The organism is Cohaesibacter gelatinilyticus (assembly GCF_900215605.1).
Classification (GTDB): domain Bacteria; phylum Pseudomonadota; class Alphaproteobacteria; order Rhizobiales; family Cohaesibacteraceae; genus Cohaesibacter; species Cohaesibacter gelatinilyticus.
The window spans coordinates 118,642-138,214 of sequence record NZ_OBEL01000004.1; the positions used below are offsets into that span (position 1 = coordinate 118,642).

Consider the following 19,573-nt stretch of genomic DNA (forward strand, 5'->3'; position numbering starts at 1 on the left):
GATAAATCTTAGGTTTGGATTTTCCGAACGCTTTGACGCTGAATGAGGCTGAATTCCAGATTGGAATGCTCTTGCGTGATTGCCTCGCCATTCAATATTTTCAGCAACTTATGCATTGCTAGCTTGCCAATTTCGCTGCGTGGCTGGTGAATGGTGCTGATTGGTGGAATGAAAGTACGGGCGAACTGAATATCGTCAAAGCCCATCAGGGATAAATCATCTGGCACTTTTAGCCCGGCTTGGGTGAGACCAAAGGCTGCCCCCATCGCCATTTCATCATTGGCGCAGAAGAGAGCGGTCGGTCGTGCAGGTTTGTCGAGCAATTGCGCTATGACATCAATGCCGCTTTGAATAGAGAAATCACCGGGAAGAATAGAAATATGGTCGCCGAGGCCAGCCTCACGCATCGCAGTTTCATAACCTTTGATACGCAGTTGGGTCAGAATATTGCTTTCGGGGCCGGATAAGTGGGCGATTTTCTGGTGACCCTGCGTAATCAGATGGTCAACGGCTGCTTTGGCTGCCGCTTTATTATCTATGCCAACATGGGCAATATTGGCTTCGGGAACAGCCTCACAAACCGAAATGACAGGAATGTTGCCGCCATCGCTGGTTGGCAAACTGCTGATCACTTGGTCAGGTAGATAGCCATTGAGTAGAAGAGCACCATCAGCTTTGCCATTTCGCAGAAAATCCATCAACCCTTCTGTGCGGCTGCCATCCTTGGAAGCATCCCCTATCAGGATGGTGTAGCCTGCCTCAGAGGCAATTTGTTCAATCCCGAGCAATATTTCAGAAAAAAATGTATTGCCGATATCAGGGACAATTACCAAGACAGATCCAGCTCGATTCCGACGTAGATTCTGAGCTGCAGAATTGATGCGATAGCCAGTTTTTCGGACAGCGTCCTGAACAGCTATCCTCGTCTTTTCTCTCACCAATTCCGGTTTCTGCAAAGTGCGGCTGACGGTTGCGGTCGAGACGCCAGCAATCTGTGCAACATCCTGAATCGTGGGCCGTGTGTCATGCTTCTCCATGGGTCTCTTTCATAACGATCTTGGCAATCAGGTCAAATGTAATCCTTTACAAATAATAATGTAATGGATTACATTTCATGGCAAGCAGGAAAATAACCGGGAAAAACCGGACTGTTTGGGAGGTCTGAATGCGGCTGAGTGTCAATCTGCTTTGTGCGACGGGATTCGTTGCGAGCGATGATTTATATCTGATCGATCTGGCGCAGCAGTGCGGATATGACGGAGTGGAAATTCCGCTGCTATCCGGTGATGTGGATCATTATCAATGGTTGGGTGGCGAGTTGGACAAGAGAGGCATTGCTCGCACCTGTACAGCCATTTGTCCCGACGCAGAAACGGATCCAACCAGCGCAGATAGCGAGGTCCGGTCGAAAGGTGTGTCTCATCTGGATTGGATTGTTGATTGCGCCTCGGCCATGGGAGCAGAAGTGATTGGTGGACCTTTCCATGCCCCTATCGGCCATTTTACCGGATCCGGCCCTACATCCGATGAATGGAAGCGGGGAGCAGAAGCGCATCACAGAATGGCTGAACGTGCGACGAAACTTGGAATGAAGTTGGCGCTGGAACCGTTGAACCGTTTTGAGAGCCATTATCTCAATACATCTGAGCAAGCCAAGCGCTATGCCGGGATGGTTGATCATCCCGCCTTCGGCATCATGTATGATACCTTCCATGCCCATATCGAGGAGAAGTCTCAAACAGAGGCGATCCATGAGCTTGGCTCGGTCATGAATGTTCTGCATGTATCCGAAAATGATCGCGGTATTCCGGGAACTGGTCAAATCGACTTTGCGGGCATATTCGCAGCAGCTCAAGACCAAAAATTTGATGGCTGGGTAGTACTGGAAGCGTTTGGTTCCGGATTGCCGGAGCTGGCTGCAGCCACACGCATCTGGCGGCCCATGTTCAAGGATCACGAAACCCTGTTTCAAGAGGGGGGTGATTTCATTCGCTCATGCTGGAGCCAGGTGGAGGTGCAAGTGTGAGTGAGATGGAAACAGGCCATTCGGTTTTTGAGTTGCGCGGTATCACCAAGAGCTTTCCCGGCATCAAGGCACTGGATGATGTGAGCTTTGATTGCAGAGCAGGAGAGGTTCATGCACTAGCCGGGGAGAATGGTGCAGGCAAATCCACGCTGATCAAGACCTTGTCCGGCGTCTATCAGGCGGATGAAGGCTCGGTTCATTTGTTGGGGGAGGAGGTGCGTTTCACCCATCCTCTGCAGTCCATTGAAGCTGGCATCAGCGTTATCTATCAGGAATTCTCTCTACTGCCGGATCGTAGTATTGCCGAGAATATCTTTCTGGGCCGAGAGCCGGTGCGTTGGGGAATTATCGATCATGCGCGTATGCGTGAGGAAACCAATGAAATCCTGACCATGTTTGGTGATCAGCACCAGCTCCATGCGGATAAATTGGTAGGAGAGTTGGCTGTTGCTGAGCAGCAGATGGTGGAGATTGCCAAAGCCATCTCATTGGATGCACGCGTGATTGTCATGGATGAGCCAACTGCGGCATTGAATGAGCAGGAATGTGAAATTCTATTTGCACTGGTTGAGACGCTTCGCGAGCAGGGACGTTCCATCGTCTATATCACTCATCGTATGCGCGAGATTCAACGGCTTGCCAATCGTGTGACTGTCCTCAAGGACGGTAGTGTTGCCGCCCGGTTTGATCATGTGCCCGAGGCTGACAAAATCGTCCATGCGATGGTTGGCAGGGATATCGGAAACTTCTATCCGGATCCTGCAAAAGCGCATGAAATCGGCGAAGTGGTTCTTTCCGTTGAAGAGGGAGGAAATGCGAGCTTATCTCAAATTTCTCTTGGCTTGCGAGAAGGCGAGATCACCGGATTTGCCGGGGTGCAAGGCGCTGGGCGCAATGCTTTGGCGCAAGCCTTGTTCGGGATAACCCCGTTTACAGAAGGGTCAGTCCATATCAATGGAAAGCGAGTGAGCTTTACCAGCCCACGCGATGCTATCCGATCAGGTCTTGTCATGCTGCCCGGAGATCGAAAATCTGAAGGTCTCGCTTTGATGCAATCGGTCGAGGACAACGGCATGATTTCGCCACGGGCTTTCTCGTCAATGTTTGGGTATCCGAAGCAAACAGCTCATGGCGATGTGAAAGACATGACAGTGGCCTTCAATGCGCTGGATCTGCGCGCTGCCCATTATGGCGTTGAAATCCAATCGTTATCTGGTGGTAATCAGCAAAAGGCCATTGTGGCTCGCTGGCTGGCGCTAGCACCCAAAATTCTGATCTTTGTCGAACCAACCCGCGGTATTGATGTCAATACCAAAGCAGGCATCTACCACCGCATGCGAGAGTTGGCGAGAGAGGGAGCAGCCATCATGGTGATCTCGTCTGATCTGCCGGAAGTGTTGGGTGTTTCCGATCGGATTTTGGTGATGAATGCAGGCAGGATTGTTGCCGAATTTGGTCGCGATGCAAGCGAGCAGGAAGTCATGCATGCTGCAACCGACGATGATCTGCTCAACACCCCAGCTCTTGGCACTGTAGGGCAATCTCCCGAAGTCACCTCTAGTGAGGGAGCGTTGCAATGATCGCATCAAAAAGCCAACGTTTGTCCCGTTTTGTGCCGGTATTCTTGTTACTGGCAGCTTTCGCAATCTACATTGCTATCGCTCTGGCTACCGGACAAGCGCAATATCTGACACTGGGCAATCTGGAAGGTTTGCTCGGACGCTCCATTGCGCTCGGTATAACGGCCATTGGTCAGACCTTTGCCATCCTGATCGCTTCGATTGATTTAAGCGTAGCCAACCTGATTTCAGTTTCTGCCGTCCTGGCTTCCTTCATCATGTCCGGGGACCCTGGCATGATCATTCCGGCAGTTTTGGTCGTCCTCTTGGTCGGCACTGTGGTTGGGGTGGCAAATGGATTGATCATCACACAATTGGAGGTCAATCCGCTGATTGCGACCCTTGGTATGGCTTTGCTTCTGCAAGGCCTGCTCTCAGCCTCTTTCAATAATTTTGCAGGGGCTGTACCTGAGGAGTTTCAGGCTTTTGCCTATGGCGAGGTTGCTGGTCTCTCCGTCAGTCTGGCCTTCTTGCTGCTGCTCACCCTGGCGGCATGGCTGGTGCTTCGCTTCACTCGTTTTGGCTCCAATATCTACTCGGTCGGTGGCAATGCAGATGCTGCGCGTCTGGCTGGAGTGAAGACCAAGCGCACAATCATCTTTGCTCATGTCATTTGCAGTCTTTGTGCCTCTGTGGCCGGGCTTTATCTCGCCAGTCGCTTGCGTTCTGGCGCACCATGGATCGGCCGAGATGGAGTCTATGATCTTGAATCCATTGCAGTTGTCGTGATTGGCGGTACGGCTCTCGCCGGAGGGCGAGGGGGTGTCTGGGGCACACTGGTGGGGGTGATGATCTTCTCGCTCATCGATTCCATTTTCAATCTTTCAGGCGTTGATGCCTTTGCCAAACAGATATTGCGCGGTGTCGTGATCGTGGCTGCCGTTGCGCTTTATGCCGCCAGAAGCAAGAGGATCGAGGCATGAGTGAGAGAACTGAAATCCAACCAATATCAGGATTGTCGCGCATGTGGGATCGTCTGAAGCAGATCAATCCGGTCTTTCTGGTGCTGCTGGCTCTGATCATTGTCATTGCAATCATTAGCCCGCATTTTCTGGCTCCGACCGGCTATATGAATTTCCTGAAACGAGCGGCACCCATCGCCATTCTGGCAGCAGGGCAATTGTTTGTGATTACATCCGGTGGCTTCGATCTCTCATCTGGTGCCTTGGTCACTCTGACGGTGATTGGAAGCTCAATCCTGCTCAATGGAGACCCCAATGCCACATGGTGGGTGATCTCTGTCATGCTGGGTGTCGGTGTGTGTGTTGGTGTCATCAATGCTCTGGTTGTCGCCTATCTGCGGGTACCGTCCATCATCGCCACACTGGGCATGATGATCACATTGGGTGGGATCGCCTTGACATGGTCAGGTGGTGCACCGCGTGGATATCTGCCCGATACGTTCCGTTTCTTTGGCCGAACGCTGATCAAGGATGTGCCACTGATCAAGATCCTGCCAGTTTCAGTCATCGTAATGGTGGTGATCTGCGGGCTCCTCTGGTGGCTCATGCACCGCACCAATTATGGCAAGATGCTGCATAGCCTTGGCGATAATCCGAAGGCAGCTGCTTTTGCTGGCGTGCCGACCGTTCCTGTGCGGATGCTCGCCTTCGTGCTCTCATCCTTATCCGCTGTGATTGCAGGTATTCTGCTTGGCGGTTTTGCGGGGGTTTCGACCGATGTGGGCACAGGGTTAGAACTTCAGGCGATCACCGCCGCTGTGATCGGTGGTGCGCAATTGTTGGGCGGACGCGGTGCCGTTGGCGCGACTGTTGCGGGGGCGTTGGTTCTACAGGCCATTTTCACACTTCTCAATATGCTCGGATTTCCCAAACCATTGCGCGATGTGGTGCAGGGATTGATCCTGATTTCCGCCGTTGCTTTGGCAACATATCGAAGACGTAAATCCGCCGGGTGATGCCGACCGGTAACAAGAACACGGCACAAGGGAGGAACATATGAATTTACTAAAACTCACCACAGCTCTGGTAGGCCTGTCCTTCATTGCAGGGGCCGCTCAGGCGCAAAATTATGATGATCCAAAGGAGTTTGCCAAACAAAAGGCCATGCTATCGGCCAAGGCCAATGGTCCGGCTGATAAGCCTTGGGAGCAGTATTTTGGCGATGTCACGGCTGATACGGCCAAATACAAGAAGGATGGCAAGGCCACCATCTGTTTTTCCAATGCAGGCGTGAACAATCCATGGCGCGTGGTTGGTTGGAACACCATGCAGGCCGAGGTCGATCTGCATAAGGATGAGATCGCGGACTTCGTCGTGACTGATGCAGAAGGGTCCGACGACAAGCAGATTGCCGATATCGATGATCTGTTGGCTGGCGGTAAATGTGACGTTTTGATCGTCTCACCCAACACGACCGCTGCTTTGACACCGGCGGTTGAAAAGGCCTGCGAGAAAGTGCCGGTCGTAGTCTTCGACCGTGGTGTGAACACCACTTGCCCGGTCAGCTTTATCAAGCCAGTCGGTGGTTATGGTTTCGGTATCCAGTCCGGTGACTATATCGCTCAGAATGCCCCAAAAGGTGGCTCGGTTCTGATGCTGCGTATCCTGCCCGGCGTGGATGTTCTGGAGACCCGTTATTCCGCTGCCAAACGCGTCATGGAAGAAGCTGGCATGAAGATTGTCGGTGCCGAATTCACCGATGGTGATCGTGCCAAGACCAAATCCATCGTCGAGGACTATCTGCAACGCGAAGGCAAACTGGATGCGGTCTGGATGGATGCGGGGGCGACTTCTGTTGCCGCAATCGAAGCCTTTGAAGATATGGGCATGGATGTTCCGATTGTCACTGGTGAAGATCAGCAGGATTTCTTGCAAAAGTGGCAGGCACTGGGTCTGAAAACCATCGCTCCGACCTATCCAACCTACCAGTGGCGCACGCCAATCATCGCATCCCTGAAGATCCTGAAAGGCGAAGCCATTCCGGGACCTGAATGGAACTTGCCGCAACCTGCTATCACAGCAGACAATCTGGCCGATTTTGTCAATCCAGATATGCCACCTCTGCATTATGCAGCCTGCGGCTGCGAAGGCATGCCGGATTATCCAAAGCGCTGGGGTGGCAAATAAGCCCCGGATTTCGCTTTAAAACCCAAGCCCTGACTTCGACGCCATAACCCCACCACCCATGTTGTCGAGGTCAAACCGGGCGGATCATGTTTGGTCCGTCCGGAACCAATATGTTTCAAGATATTGATTTCAAGGATCTTTCGCCATGCCGGGAACCATCAAAGGACCAGCAATCTTTCTGGCGCAATTTGCGTCCGACGAAGCACCGTTCAACTCCTTGCCTTCCATTGCAAAATGGGTGGGAAAGCTTGGCTATAAAGGGGTGCAGGTTCCGGCTTGGGATACGCGCTTTATTGACCTCGATAAGGCGGCGATCAGCAAGGGCTATTGTGATGAACTGAAAGGCCAATGCGCGGAGCATGGGGTCGAGATTACTGAGCTGGCCTCTCACCTGCTCGGGCAATTGGTTGCCGTGCATCCGGTCTATGATGCGCAATTTGATGCGTTTGCTCCATCGCATGTTCATGGAAATCCGCAAGCCCGGCGAGAATGGGCAGAAGATGCTTTGATCAAAACTGCCAAGGCTTCACGCAATTTCGGGCTCGATGTCAGTGCCTCCTTCACCGGTGCTCTGGCTTTTCCTTTTCTCTATCCTTGGCCACAACGTCCTGAAGGGCTGATTGAAGAAGCCTTTTCAGAACTCGCTCGTCGGTGGACACCGATCCTTGATGTTTATGAGGATCATGGTGTTGATGTGGCTTATGAGCTGCATCCCGGTGAGGATGTCTTTGACGGCGCCACCTTTGAGATGTTTCTGGAAGCTCTGGGTGGGCATCCACGTTGCTGTATCAATTATGATCCATCGCATTTCCTGCTTCAGCAGATGGATTATCTCGCCTTCATTGATATCTACCACGATCGGATCAAGGCGTTTCACGTTAAGGATGCAGAGTTTAATCCTGACGGACGGCAGGGTGTCTATTCTGGCTATCAGCCTTGGCTGAACCGGGCCGGGCGTTTCCGCTCGCTTGGCGATGGACAGGTGGATTTCAAAGGTATTTTCTCCCGCCTTGCCACACATGGCTATGAGGGTTGGGCCGTGTTGGAATGGGAATGTTGCCTCAAACACCCGGAGGACGGAGCGGCCGAAGGTGCGCCATTCATCGCCGATCACATCATACGTGTGACCGACAAGGCGTTTGACGATTTTGCAGGTGGAGAAACCGATCCAGCGATGCTCCGTCAATTGCTGGGATTTTGAATGGGTGAGAATGGAAGGGGAGAGACTAACAAATGAGCGTGATTAATCAGCCAATCAGATTGGGTATGGTCGGTGGTGGTCAAGGAGCCTTTATCGGTGCGGTTCATCGCATAGCATCTCGCATGGATGGGCAATATCAGTTGGTTGCTGGTGCTTTGTCATCAAACCCTGATCGCGCTCGTGCTTCTGGTGAAGAACTGGGGTTCGAACCTGATCGCATTTATACCGATTTCAATGAGATGGCTGAGCAAGAAGCCAATCGGCCTGATGGGATTGAAGTCGTTGCGATCGTTACACCCAATCACATGCATTTTGCGCCTGTGAAAGCTTTCCTTGAAGCTGGTATTCATGTCATTTGCGACAAGCCTCTGACGGCAACATTGGAAGAAGCGCAAGCGCTTGCCCAAATCAAACCAGTCAACAATGCCCGCTTTTTGCTGACGCATAATTACACTGGCTATCCGATGATCCGCTTGGCGCGGGAGATGGTCGCTGCGGGAAAGATTGGTAAGATCCGCCTTGTGCAAGTGGAATATCTGCAAGACTGGTTGGCTGAGGATGTTTCAAATAAACAGGCTGATTGGCGAACAGATCCTGCCCGTTCCGGGGCAGGTGGTGCCATCGGTGATATCGGCACCCATGCCTATAATCTACTGCGGTTCGTTACCGATCTGATACCTGCTCAGATCAGTGCCGAGTTGGATAACTTCGTCCCGGGTAGAAAGCTTGATGACAATGCGCAAATGATGTTGCGCTTTGAGGGCGGGGCCAAGGGTATGCTTTGGGCCAGCCAAGTTGCTACGGGGTGTGAGAATGATCTTTCCATCCGCATCTATGGCGATAAAGGTGGTTTGGAATGGTCACAAAAAGATTGCAACTCTCTCTGGTTCACAGAGCTCGACCAACCTCGCCAACAACTACGTAGGGGCGGACCAGCACCAATTGATTTCGAGTGGCCAATCCGTGTCCCCCCCGGCCACCCGGAGGGTTATCTGGAAGCATTTGCCAATCTCTATCAAGATTTTGCAAGAATCTTATATGGGGAACAAGGCTATACTGTTGTTCCCGGTATGAGCGATGGTCTGGAGGGGCTGATTTTCATTCAAGCAGCCATCAGATCCAGCCAGAACAATGGAATCTGGCAGGATCTGAATATTCTTGAAGAGCCTTTTACGTCATTTTGATCATGCACTTCGTTGCAGGCCGATCTGCTTATGCCCCAGGTCGGAAGTAAAGCCTGCCTGGCCATTTTTGATCCAGACTGTTTTCAAAGTGGCCTGAGTGCCATCGTCCAAGATCATGGTGACGATTTGATCATCTTGCAAATTGTCGGGAATGTTGGTCAGGCAGAAGCCTGTATCCGTGCGATTGATCATGACACAATCAAATTCACGATTATCAATCAGTAAGGTCACCGGATCATTGGTCGCTGTGCGCAAGGCTTTTCGGCGTTCTTCGACATCCCTTGACACATCGGACAGGAAGGCTTCTACAGATTTGGAGAGCTTTTCAGCGATTTTCGACAGATTGTCCGAGACTGTCTGGACATGTTCTGCCTGTTGGCTGGTCTCATCAATGGCTTGGCCTACGCCCTCAACATTCTCTGATGCTTCGGTACTCCCATCGGATGCCAATGAAATGCTTTTTGAAATTTCTTGTGTGGCAGCATCCTGCTGGTCGGCAGAAGCCGCGATACTGGCGGTCATGTCATCGATCTCCGTGACCGCCCCGGCAATACCTTCAATTGCTGATACAGCATCCTTTGTGGACATCTGAATGGAACTGATCTGGTTGGCGATTTCTTCCGTTGCCTTGGCCGTTTGGGTAGAGAGATCTTTTACCTCTGCTGCAACGACGGCAAATCCCTTGCCAGCTTCTCCCGCACGAGCAGCTTCAATGGTGGCATTGAGAGCCAGAAGATTGGTCTGTTCGGCAATGTCGCGGATCATGCCAACCACAGTACCCACCTGATCGACCGATTGGGCAAGCCCGGATACGTCGCTTTCTGCTTTTTCTGCAGTATTGCGTAACTTTCCGACAACTTCATAAGTGCGTCCGGACTGTTGAGCAATTTCGCGAATAGAGCCGGACAATTCCTCAGCCGCGCTGGCAACTGTCTGAACGTTGCTTGAGGCACTTAGCGTTGCGTTGGACGCATTATTGGCTTTCTGGTTGGCTGTCTGTGCCGTGGAATTCAGCGTATCTGCGGTATCCGCCATACGTTCATTGCCATCACGCATATCGCCTAACACACCGGAAATGGTGCCACGGAAACTATCAACAATATTGCTGATATGGTGCTGACGTCGCTCCTCACGCTGACGTTCTTCGACGGCTTTGGCCTCGAGTTCCTGACGCTTGATTGTATTGTCGCGGAATATTGACAAGGCGCGTGTCATGTCACCGAGCTCGTCCGTTCTTTCCATGCCACCAAGGCTGACATTTGGATCATCTTTGGCGAGTATCTTCATGTCGTCCAGTAACTCTGCCATCGGGCGGGTGATGCCGCGGGCAATAAAGAAACCCAAAGTGCCAAGTATGGCAACAAGAGCAACAACGGTAATGAGAATGGCATTGCGCATCGCATAAACCGGTGCCTCGAACTCATCAACACTAACGACCGCCGCTACAACCCATTTGATGCCATGAAATTGCAGAGGGACGGCAGCAAACTTCATGTCCAGATCGCGATAGATATCGGTGGTTTCCAAGCCGGATTTGCCATTGATGGCATTTTTGATAACGGGGGCTTCGATCCGTGTTTGCAGGAAGCTTTTGCCATCGGCGAAAGGAGAGTTGTTGCGTAGGATCAGATCTGAACCAATAACAACAAATTCACCAAACTCTCCCAATCCAGCCCGGTCTTCGAGAATTTCCCCGGCAACATTTGGCAATTGGAAAACCAATGCGCCGGCTGCTTTGCCTTTGTCATCCAGGATCGGAGTGGACATGAAGCTGGCTGGAGCGTCGTTGCTCGGGCCGTATGGACGGAAATCAAAAAAGGAGATGGAGCCGCGTGTGCCATTCATTGCTTTTCGATAAGCATTGGCCAAGTCTGTTGTTTTCCAGCGACCGTTCTGCATGTTGGTTGCATAGTCGAGTTCTTTGAAAACGGAATAAACCAGATTGCCATCTCTATCGATTATGAAGACATCGTAGAAGCCATTTTGTTCGAGAAGATCCCGATACCAAGGATGATAGGTGCCGTGCACCTCGTCATAGCTGGAGCCGGTGGATGCTTTATCCAGCTTGTCTTTTTGCCCGGTGGGATGCGGATTTTTCGTAATATAAGCTTGTTGCAATTGGTTCTCAACGCCATCGCCCATCTCTCTCCAGGCGTTTGAGAATGAACTCAGTGCTTGTCGTGTTTGCGGGCTGTTTGCGGTGAGAGAGAGCGTGCGATCAATCTCTTTCAGGCGATCTTGAACTCGTTCCTTGCGTTCTTCTGCCATAATGACGAGATCGTCGCTGACCAGACCATGAACGATATCGCTGGTGAATGTGAAGGCCAGAACACCAACCAACATTGTTGAGAGGAGGACACTGGCAAAGATTATTGCAGGAATTTTTTTGCTTAATCTGATGTTGAAAATATTTGCAAGCATAAGAGTCACCTTCCGATAGCCTGCGATCATGAGAGTATATCAAGGTTAAAAATTCATTTTGAATATCACTACTTAAAATAAAAGCTGCTCGAATTCTGAGTTTATTTGTCATTTTTATTTTGACTATATTTGTTCAAAATGAATTTTGCCTATTTGATCTATAAATTAAATTTGAATGTTGGTTGATATCTGCACATTCTCAAGTGTGCAAATTTACACTCAATCTTGCATACATTCTGATCGCTCAGCAATGAATTGTCATGCGATAGCCGCGGTCATAGGAAATTCGGACACAATTGTGAAATCAGTGCTTTCCTATCAATTTGGAAAGAAACTTCCTTTACCATGTCGATGTGTTCCAATAAGATTGCTCGCCGGGTTTACTGAGTCTGTGTCTCAAAATGGGTGCGAGAGCGGATCTTTTGGTGCCAAGTTTCAGTGTGTATTGCTGGACATTGCGCCGGTCATGATTGAGTATTTGTGTATGTGGTTCGGGATGCAAGTCTTCGAGAAAAAGAGAAAAAGCGTGCGGTTTTTGGCCGGGCGGCATTTTCTATTTGCTTCTCTTGCAAGTACATTCCTGATTGGTAGTGTTGCTATTGTTACACCAGCTTCTGCATTGGATTTGTTCGGTTACTCCTTTACTGCATCGGGCATTAAAGAAATTGAGGCCAGCAAACCAAGTGAAGATGTTCCAGATCCCACTCCTTATACGGCAAATCTGACGGTTTCAGGTCAAGGTGATGTTGAAGCTTTGCGCAAAAACCTTGAAGAAGCTTCGATATTGCTTGGCAAACAAGAGAACCCGCCTTCGGGTAGTGTTGGTTTGCTGACCAGGGCGAGAGCCGATCGCAAGCGTCTTGTTGGTGCTTTGTTTGGTGCGGCGCATTATGGCGGTGTGGTCGAGATCAAGATAAATGGGCACAATCTGGATGAAATTGCTCTGGATGCGGATTTGAAATCCTCTGGTCCTGCTTCCATCAGCATAAATGTGGATACTGGTCCGGTCTTTTCCTTTTCGCAGCCAAAGGCAGTGACAATGGATGGCGCGCCTATTGCGCTGGATGCATACGATATCCGTGCAGGCGATGCGGCCCGCTCTTCTCTGGTGCTTGAGGCGGAAGAGGCTATCGTGAAGGATTATCAATCACGCGGTTACCCCTTCGCACGTATTGAGAAACGAACGTTGGAGGCAGATCACAAAATCAATCAACTGGATGTGTCTCTGATGCTGGATCCCGGACAGCAAGCACGGTTTGGCCGGGTGACGGTTGAGGGGGCTGAGGAAGTTGACGCCACCTTCATTGCTCAGCAAGCCAATATTCCGCAGGGTGAACTTTACAGTCCAGACCAGATTGCCAAAGCCACCAAACGGTTACGGACTCTTGGTGTTTTTGCTAGTGTGATCATTCGTCCGGCAGAAACCTTGGACGCCGACGGCAGTGTGCCCATGATTATCGAGGTCAAGGAGCGCAAGCATCGTACAATTGGTGCAGGTATTACCGCAGGTAATCTGGACGGTGTTGGAATGGAGGGCTTCTGGACAACACGCAATCTGTTTGGTAGGGCCGAAAGCTTGCGTTTTGAAGGATCAGTTTCAAAGATCGGGCAGAATTCCATCGACAAGCTCGATTATCATTTGGCTTTGTTGTTTGCAAAGCCCGGTGCTTTTGGGCCATCCAGTGTGTTTGATGCCAAGATTGCCGCAGACATCAACAATTCCGATGCATTTGAGAAGCGCGCCATTTCTGGAGAAATGGGTGTCAGCCATCAGTTTTCCGAGCAGATTTCTGGTCGGGCAGGTGTTAAGGTTGAATATTCCCGTCTCAAGGAAAGCTCTGGTATCTCAAATAGCCTGCTTGTTTCCACGCCACTGGAACTTTCCTACGATAGTCGAGATAATGTTCTGGATCCAAGCGAAGGTATTCACCTGCTTCTGAAAACAGAACCAACCATTTCCAATCGCAACAAGGCGAAATTTGTCAAATCGAGTGTGTCACTATCTGCTTATCAGGCATTGGACGATGCCAAACGCTTTGTGATTGCGGGGCGTGTCGAGGCAGGCACTATATTGGGGGCTTCCAGGGCCGATATTCCAAAAGATCGATTGTTTTTCGCAGGGGGTGGTAATTCCATCCGTGGCTATGCTCATCAGGCGGCAGGCCCAAGAGGGACAGATGGCAAGCCCTCTGGTGGACGTTCCTTTACCACGGCATCGCTGGAAGCAAGGGTAAAGATGACTGATACCATTGGCCTTGCTGCGTTTGTTGATACTGGTGGTGCTTTTGATGGCACAAAGCCAGGCAAAAACGGACAATGGTTCACCGGTGTCGGTGCTGGCGTGCGCTATTTGACGCCGATTGGGCCATTGCGCGCCGATGTTGCCATTCCTTTGAAGAAAATCAAAGGAGAGCCACAATATGGTGTTTATTTGGGATTAGGTCAGGCATTTTAGGACGTAGACTCATAAATGCGTTGCATTTGGTAGAGGCAAGTTTTTCCGATCACAAGGAGGAAGGATGCAGACAATGTGTTGCATTTTCAAATCCTTGCGACGTGGTGATCGGAAAAAATCGCTCTATCCTTTGGACGACAAAATGGTCAAGATCTGACGCCGGCAAAGAGCTTGAATGGGCAACAAGCCCATCCTTCCCTCTTTTTCTAGCCATATCAGACCATTTTGGCGCCAAATCCAGCTCATTTATGAGTCTACGTCCTATACCTTGATTTGCTCCTGATGCATATGGCCGGGACACTAAGCTCCGGCAAGACCGAGAAAAAGCATGACAAGACCCGGCATCTGGCTGACCCGCACACTGATAGCGGTTTTCGCAACCATTCTGATGCTCGTTTTGTGTCTTGTTTTGCTGCTGGGTACATCCTTTGGGCGCGATGTGACGTCCAAGCTGGTCAATTCCCTTGCCTCCAGTGATCATTTCAAAATTGAGCTAAGTGGATTTGATGGTGCTCTTGGTGAGATTGTACTCCAACGCCTGACACTGGCGGATGCGGAGGGCATCTGGCTGGAAGCAAAGGATTTGAACGTTGATTATGCGTTTGGGGATTTGTTTTCTGCGCAGATTAGTTCCGAACAGATCAAATTGCAGCAGTTGAATATTCTGCGAAAACCTCTTCCCTCGCAAGAAACTGATCCCAGTGAACCGGGACCACTAGTTCCTGAAATTCCACTTCTTCGCGCCTCTATAAAAGATATCAGCATAGAGCAAATTTCTCTCGGTAGAGACATTCTAGGCATCCGGGCTGAGCTGGCTTTGAAAGCCAATCTCGCACTTGATGATGCACCAATGATGATCAAGGGAGGGTTTGAAGTTCTACGTCGAGATGGTGCGGCGGGTACAATCAAGGGAAATTGGAATATTCGGCCGGATAAAGACGTTCGGCATCTCTCTTTTCAAATTAGCGAGCCGCGTGGGGGACTTGCAGCGCGGTTGCTGGATATTGCAGACCTCCCATCCCTTGATTTGTCTATTGAGGGTGACGGGCTTCCTTCTGATTGGGTCGGAACTCTGGCCCTGCAGTTGGATGGCAATGTTGCGGTTGAAGGTGAGACGAGGCTGGCGCTCGCTGATCAAGCTCAACGCATCCGTGCCTCGTTGGATGGACAATTGGCGCCATTGGTACCGTCCTCTGTTCTGCCGCTGGTGGCGGGTAAAAGCGAACTTCGGCTCGATATCGCTCGAAACAACTCTGGTGTTATTGATGTGAAATTGGCGGAATTCTCATCCGCTCTTAGCCAATTGAGGATACGTGGTAGCATTGATCAGGCGCGTAATGTTGTTGATCTTACTTCGCTTTTCATATTGGGAGAAGAAGGAACAGAGATTGCACTTGCTCTGGATGAAGCAGGGCAACCAGCCGTTAGCGCAGGTAGAATTTACCTGACAAGCCAACTGAGCGGAAAGCTCGATCATGCGGTGCTTTCCAGCCGGCTGGATATTGCTTCGCTACAACAGCAAACTCGCTCGCTGGGCCCTGTTCGCATTGATGTTCAGTCCAGTGGTTTGAATTTATCTGCTGGAACCGGTCCGCTAAATGTTGTTGTTCAGACCAGCAATGTCGAGACCGGTTCTCCAGCGCTGAATGCCATGCTTGGCTCCACACCGAGTTTGACATCCAATCTGGAATTGACTGGTGGCGGTGCGATGACTTTGGAAAGTGTCGAACTTGCCGCGAAAACTCTGGGTGTCAATCTTGCAGGTAATATCGGCCCGCAACAACTCGCTCTTGATGGCAAGGTTCTTTTGTCAAAGCTGGAGCTTATTGATCCGGCTTTATCGGGTGATTTACTCACTACGCTCAAGTTCGAAGGAACACCTGCAAAACCAACTCTATCGCTGGACTTGGCTGGCAGGGCATTGAGTGTTGCCCGGATCCCTCTTGAGGATTTGCGCGGCGTGGTAGAGGCTGATGCCGAGCAAAATGCGCGTGTTCGCTTATCTGCAAATTATGGCGAGGCTCCGTTGAATATTCAACTGGATGCATCTCGTGATGAAAGTGGCAGTCGTAGGCTCGAGAATATCTCCATTCTTGCACCTGGGAGTGAAATCAAGGGAGCCATCCTGATAAAAGATAATGGATTGGCGACAGGGGATTTGGTGTTGAATTTTGCCGACCTTGGCAGATTGGGGCCTTTGCTATTACAGCCCGATCTGTCGGGCTCACTGACCGGTAATTTGCAATTGGCAGAGAGCAATCAGGCGCAGACCATCAAGTTGAAGGTGCGTTCCGATCGATTGACAATGGGCCTTAATCGCATAACCAACCTTTCGCTGGATGCTGATGTAACGGATCCCGCCAACCGGGCCAATGTCACGGCCAATCTAACGGTCGGTCAGTTGATTGCTGGAGGTGAAAGTGTCAAGAATTTGGCTTTTCGTGTCAATGGTCAGGAGGGCGTGTTACCATTCCAACTGAGCGGGCACATGTCGGGCAAGCCATTGCGGGCGTCCGGCACCGTGCGACAAACTCCGACAGCGACCAATATCGAGCTTGCGCAATTTGCTGCAAACTGGCGCGGGGTTGCGGCCTCGTTGGTTCAGTCGACAACGGTCCGGTTGCAAAATGGTCAAACTATCCTGACCGACTTCATCACCTCCATCGATGGTGGGAGAGTAGGAATCTCCGGTAGTGTCGGTGAGCAATTGGCACTCGATGTGAGTGTCTCCAATCTGCCACTTTCCATTGCCAACAAGTTGGCGCCAACCGGGCAAGCGGTACAAGGCAGGTTGGATGCATCTGCTCGTATTACTGGTCCATCAAGTGCTCCGAATATAGCCTGGAGTACAAGGATCAATTCTCTATCTGTCCTTGCTACCCGTCAGCAGGGTTTGCCCGCCTTGGGCATCGAAGCCAACGGCACCTTGAGAGGCGAAAAACTCTCTTTGCAAAGCCGTACCAGCGGCGGTGGACTAGATCTCAATGTTTCTGGTGATGTCAATCTTGATGGCCCAAGGCTCAATTTGGCGGCCAAAGGCAGGCTTCCATTCACATTGGCAGCCAAGACGCTAGCTGAATCCGGATTGCAATTGAGTGGTAGCGCAAATTTGGATGCACGCATCACAGGTCTTGCCGGTAAGCCGGATATTTCGGGCTCCATTGTCACCAAAGGGGCACGCTTTGCGGAGATTTCTTCAGGCCTTGTTATTCGAAATCTTGGTGGAACAATTCGTCTGGCGCGGCAAACTGCGACACTGGAGAATATTCGCGGTAATATCGGCAAGGATGGTGTGCTCTCCATCAAAGGCTCCATCGGAATTGATGCGGAACAGGGACTGCCGGTTGATATCAAGCTTGGCATTTCGAATGGTACATTCAATCACGAGGATATCCTGACCACGAGCTTTGGAGCAGATATGGCACTGTCAGGTCAGCTGGCTGGCCGTTCGAAAGTTTCTGGTATCGTCAATCTGTCCCGCACGGATATTTCCATCCCGGAAAGCCTTCCCGGTTCTGTCTCACCTGTCTCGGTAAAACACAAGAATGCCCAAGGCAGGATTGCCAAGCAAGCCGAGGATTTCCAGCCCAAATCCGATGCGAACAAAGGATCGGGTGCTGGTCCTTCCATGACATTGGATCTGACCATTGCATCCCCCCGTCGCATATATCTACGTGGACGCGGCATTGATGCCGAATTGGGCGGCACTATTCAAATTCGTGGCACCACTTCTGCTCCACATCCGGTTGGGTCCGTATCGCTATTGCGTGGACGTATGGATGTTCTTACCAAACGCTTTGACTTCGATCGCGGTTCTGTCGCCTTTTCCGGCACACTCGATCCGGCGCTTGATTTCAGCGCCAGCATGTCTGATAGCTCTGCCACCTATACAGTGGGTGTTGGGGGATATGCATCTGCGCCGGAAATCATTCTTTCCTCCTCGCCGGATCTGCCGCAGGATGAAATCCTTGCCAAGATGTTCTTTGGCAAGGAATTGGCCAATCTGTCACCCGTGCAAATCGCACAACTTGCCAATGCCGTCGCCACCTTGAGCGGTGTGAATTCCGGTCCCGGTGTTCTTGATAGGCTTCGCAATTTGGCAGGTATTGACAACATCGATGTGAAGTCGGACGAAAATGGCGGTGGAACAAAGGTAGGTGTCGGACGTTATCTGAATGATCGGACCTATGTGAATGTTGAAAAGGGTAGCAGTGCGCAAGATGGTAAGGTGACCATTGATCTTGGTATTACCGATAGCTGGAAGGCGCGTGGTGAAGCGGGTCAGGATGGGAGAACCAAGGCTGGGATTTTCTTCGAAAAAGACTATTGAAGTTGGTTGTCAACACTGTATGACCAAAAGATGTACAAAAAACTCAGGAATTATGATAGGGCTGCTTTGTCGGCTCTGGCTGGCATCTTTGTTTTTAAAAGCAAAATGGAAGAGATCAAGCCGAACATCCTGCATTGGATAGCGTTTCTCGGCTTTTCTCCAAAAGTAAAAGAACGGTCCAGCCAATGCTCACTCTTGATCCGATTATCTTCAAGCTCGAAAGCCAGATCCCCTATGTTTCACCTGATCAGGCTATTGCGTTGTTCGATGCCGAAGCAAAGGAGCATAATCTTGTTTTGGCTCCTTTGGGAAAAGATCAATACCGGATCGAGACACCGATGGGCATGATTGATTTGCTCACCCATGACGACGCAGTACGGCTCAAAATTTCCTCACCCAATAAGGAAGCGCTTTATCTGCTGAAAGAGGGCGTGGATGATCATATTGGCCATAGCACCAATCACTCACAGGAGCCGCTTCAATGGCGTGGCGATCTGCCTGCAGGAGAGACACCGCCAAATTTTCGTGAAGTGAGTGTGACCTCTACTCAGCCGATTGGTCGGACCTTTGTGCGGGTGACCGTGCGAGGCAAAGGGATTGAACGCTTCTTCGATACCGGCATGCATTTCCGTCTTGTGTTCCCCAAGCAGGCTGGCTCCGTCCCTGTGTGGCCCTATTTGGATGAGGCAGGTCGTACCGTCTGGCCAAAGGGAGAGCAGGAATTGATGCGTCCAGTTTATACCGTTCGCAAGATCGATAAAGAGATACCGGCCTTTGATTTTGATGTTTTCCTGCACGAAGGTGGCCCAACCGCAGACTGGGCAAGCCAAGCCAAGGAAGGCGACAAGGTAGGTTTGATGGGTCCATCTGGTGGCTGGATTCCAGAGGCTGATAATATCTTGATCGCAGGGGACGAGACTGCCATTCCCGCCATTTCGCGTATTCTGGAGACCATCCCGGTTTCGACAAAAGGCACTGTGTTTCTGAGCATTGAAAAAGAGGGTGACCAGATTCCAGTGACACATTCTCCCTCGATTTCGGTCGAATGGGTCATTCGTGATGGGCGGTCCCATGAGTGTTTGCTGGATCAGGCGAAGAAGGCCGAATTACCCGAAGGCAAAGGAGCTTTTGTCTGGCTTGCCGCCAAGAAGAGTGTTGCGCGCAAGGCCAAGCATTATTTCCGCGATGAAAAGGGCTTCAATACCAAGAACAGCTATATCGCTGGCTATTGGGAAGAGGTTTGAGTAT

12 protein-coding genes are annotated in these 19,573 nt (G+C 50.9%); 10 read left to right on the top strand and 2 right to left on the bottom strand.

Annotation, left to right across the window (positions count from 1 at the left end):
• Positions 1-8 precede the first annotated feature (8 nt).
• Positions 9-1,037 carry a LacI family DNA-binding transcriptional regulator gene (locus CRO57_RS16535; protein ID WP_097154596.1) on the bottom strand — a complete coding sequence of 343 codons (1,029 nt, stop codon included), beginning with the start codon at positions 1,035-1,037 and terminating at the stop codon, positions 9-11.
• Between the two features lie 128 nt (positions 1,038-1,165).
• Here CRO57_RS16535 and CRO57_RS16540 point away from each other — a divergent pair, with 128 nt between their 5' ends.
• The 7 genes from CRO57_RS16540 to CRO57_RS16570 all read left to right on the top strand — a co-directional run bounded on the left by CRO57_RS16540 (position 1,166) and on the right by CRO57_RS16570 (position 9,119).
• Entirely contained in the window at positions 1,166-2,026 is an 861-nt protein-coding gene (locus CRO57_RS16540; RefSeq protein WP_097154597.1) for a sugar phosphate isomerase/epimerase family protein, read from the top strand.
• A gap of 5 nt (positions 2,027-2,031) precedes the next feature.
• Positions 2,032-3,606: a sugar ABC transporter ATP-binding protein gene (locus tag CRO57_RS16545; protein ID WP_097154831.1), complete on the top strand. Its 1,575-nt coding sequence runs from the start codon at positions 2,032-2,034 to the stop codon at positions 3,604-3,606.
• Positions 3,603-4,568: an ABC transporter permease gene (locus CRO57_RS16550; RefSeq protein ID WP_097154598.1), complete on the top strand. Its 966-nt coding sequence runs from the start codon at positions 3,603-3,605 to the stop codon at positions 4,566-4,568. The genes CRO57_RS16545 and CRO57_RS16550 overlap by 4 nt, the downstream gene beginning before the upstream one ends.
• The gene (locus tag CRO57_RS16555) at positions 4,565-5,563 is read left to right on the top strand and encodes an ABC transporter permease (RefSeq protein WP_097154599.1); all 999 of its coding nucleotides are present in this window, start codon (positions 4,565-4,567) and stop codon (positions 5,561-5,563) included. Before CRO57_RS16550 ends, CRO57_RS16555 begins: the two co-directional genes overlap by 4 nt.
• A gap of 40 nt (positions 5,564-5,603) precedes the next feature.
• Positions 5,604-6,734, top strand: a complete 1,131-nt coding sequence (locus CRO57_RS16560) for a substrate-binding domain-containing protein (RefSeq protein WP_097154600.1) — start codon at positions 5,604-5,606, stop codon at positions 6,732-6,734.
• A gap of 145 nt (positions 6,735-6,879) precedes the next feature.
• A complete protein-coding gene (locus CRO57_RS16565) occupies positions 6,880-7,935 on the top strand; it encodes a sugar phosphate isomerase/epimerase family protein (RefSeq protein ID WP_097154601.1) in 1,056 nt (351 codons plus the stop codon).
• A 32-nt stretch (positions 7,936-7,967) separates the two neighbouring features.
• Positions 7,968-9,119, top strand: coding sequence for a Gfo/Idh/MocA family protein (locus CRO57_RS16570; RefSeq protein ID WP_097154602.1), 1,152 nt, complete (start codon positions 7,968-7,970; stop codon positions 9,117-9,119).
• On the opposite strand, the gene CRO57_RS16575 is transcribed toward CRO57_RS16570, so the two are convergent.
• Positions 9,120-11,540 (bottom strand): methyl-accepting chemotaxis protein, encoded by a 2,421-nt coding sequence (locus CRO57_RS16575; RefSeq protein WP_170956148.1) that lies wholly within the window; start codon positions 11,538-11,540, stop codon positions 9,120-9,122.
• A gap of 526 nt (positions 11,541-12,066) precedes the next feature.
• On the opposite strand from CRO57_RS16575, the gene CRO57_RS16580 reads away from it, so the two are divergent.
• The 3 genes from CRO57_RS16580 to CRO57_RS16590 all read left to right on the top strand — a co-directional run bounded on the left by CRO57_RS16580 (position 12,067) and on the right by CRO57_RS16590 (position 19,569).
• Positions 12,067-13,995, top strand: a complete 1,929-nt coding sequence (locus CRO57_RS16580; RefSeq protein ID WP_170956149.1) for an autotransporter assembly complex protein TamA — start codon at positions 12,067-12,069, stop codon at positions 13,993-13,995.
• 328 nt (positions 13,996-14,323) lie between these two features.
• Positions 14,324-18,325 (top strand): translocation/assembly module TamB domain-containing protein, encoded by a 4,002-nt coding sequence (locus CRO57_RS16585; protein WP_097154605.1) that lies wholly within the window; start codon positions 14,324-14,326, stop codon positions 18,323-18,325.
• A 185-nt stretch (positions 18,326-18,510) separates the two neighbouring features.
• The gene (locus CRO57_RS16590) at positions 18,511-19,569 is read left to right on the top strand and encodes a siderophore-interacting protein (RefSeq protein WP_097154606.1); all 1,059 of its coding nucleotides are present in this window, start codon (positions 18,511-18,513) and stop codon (positions 19,567-19,569) included.
• Positions 19,570-19,573 lie beyond the last annotated feature (4 nt).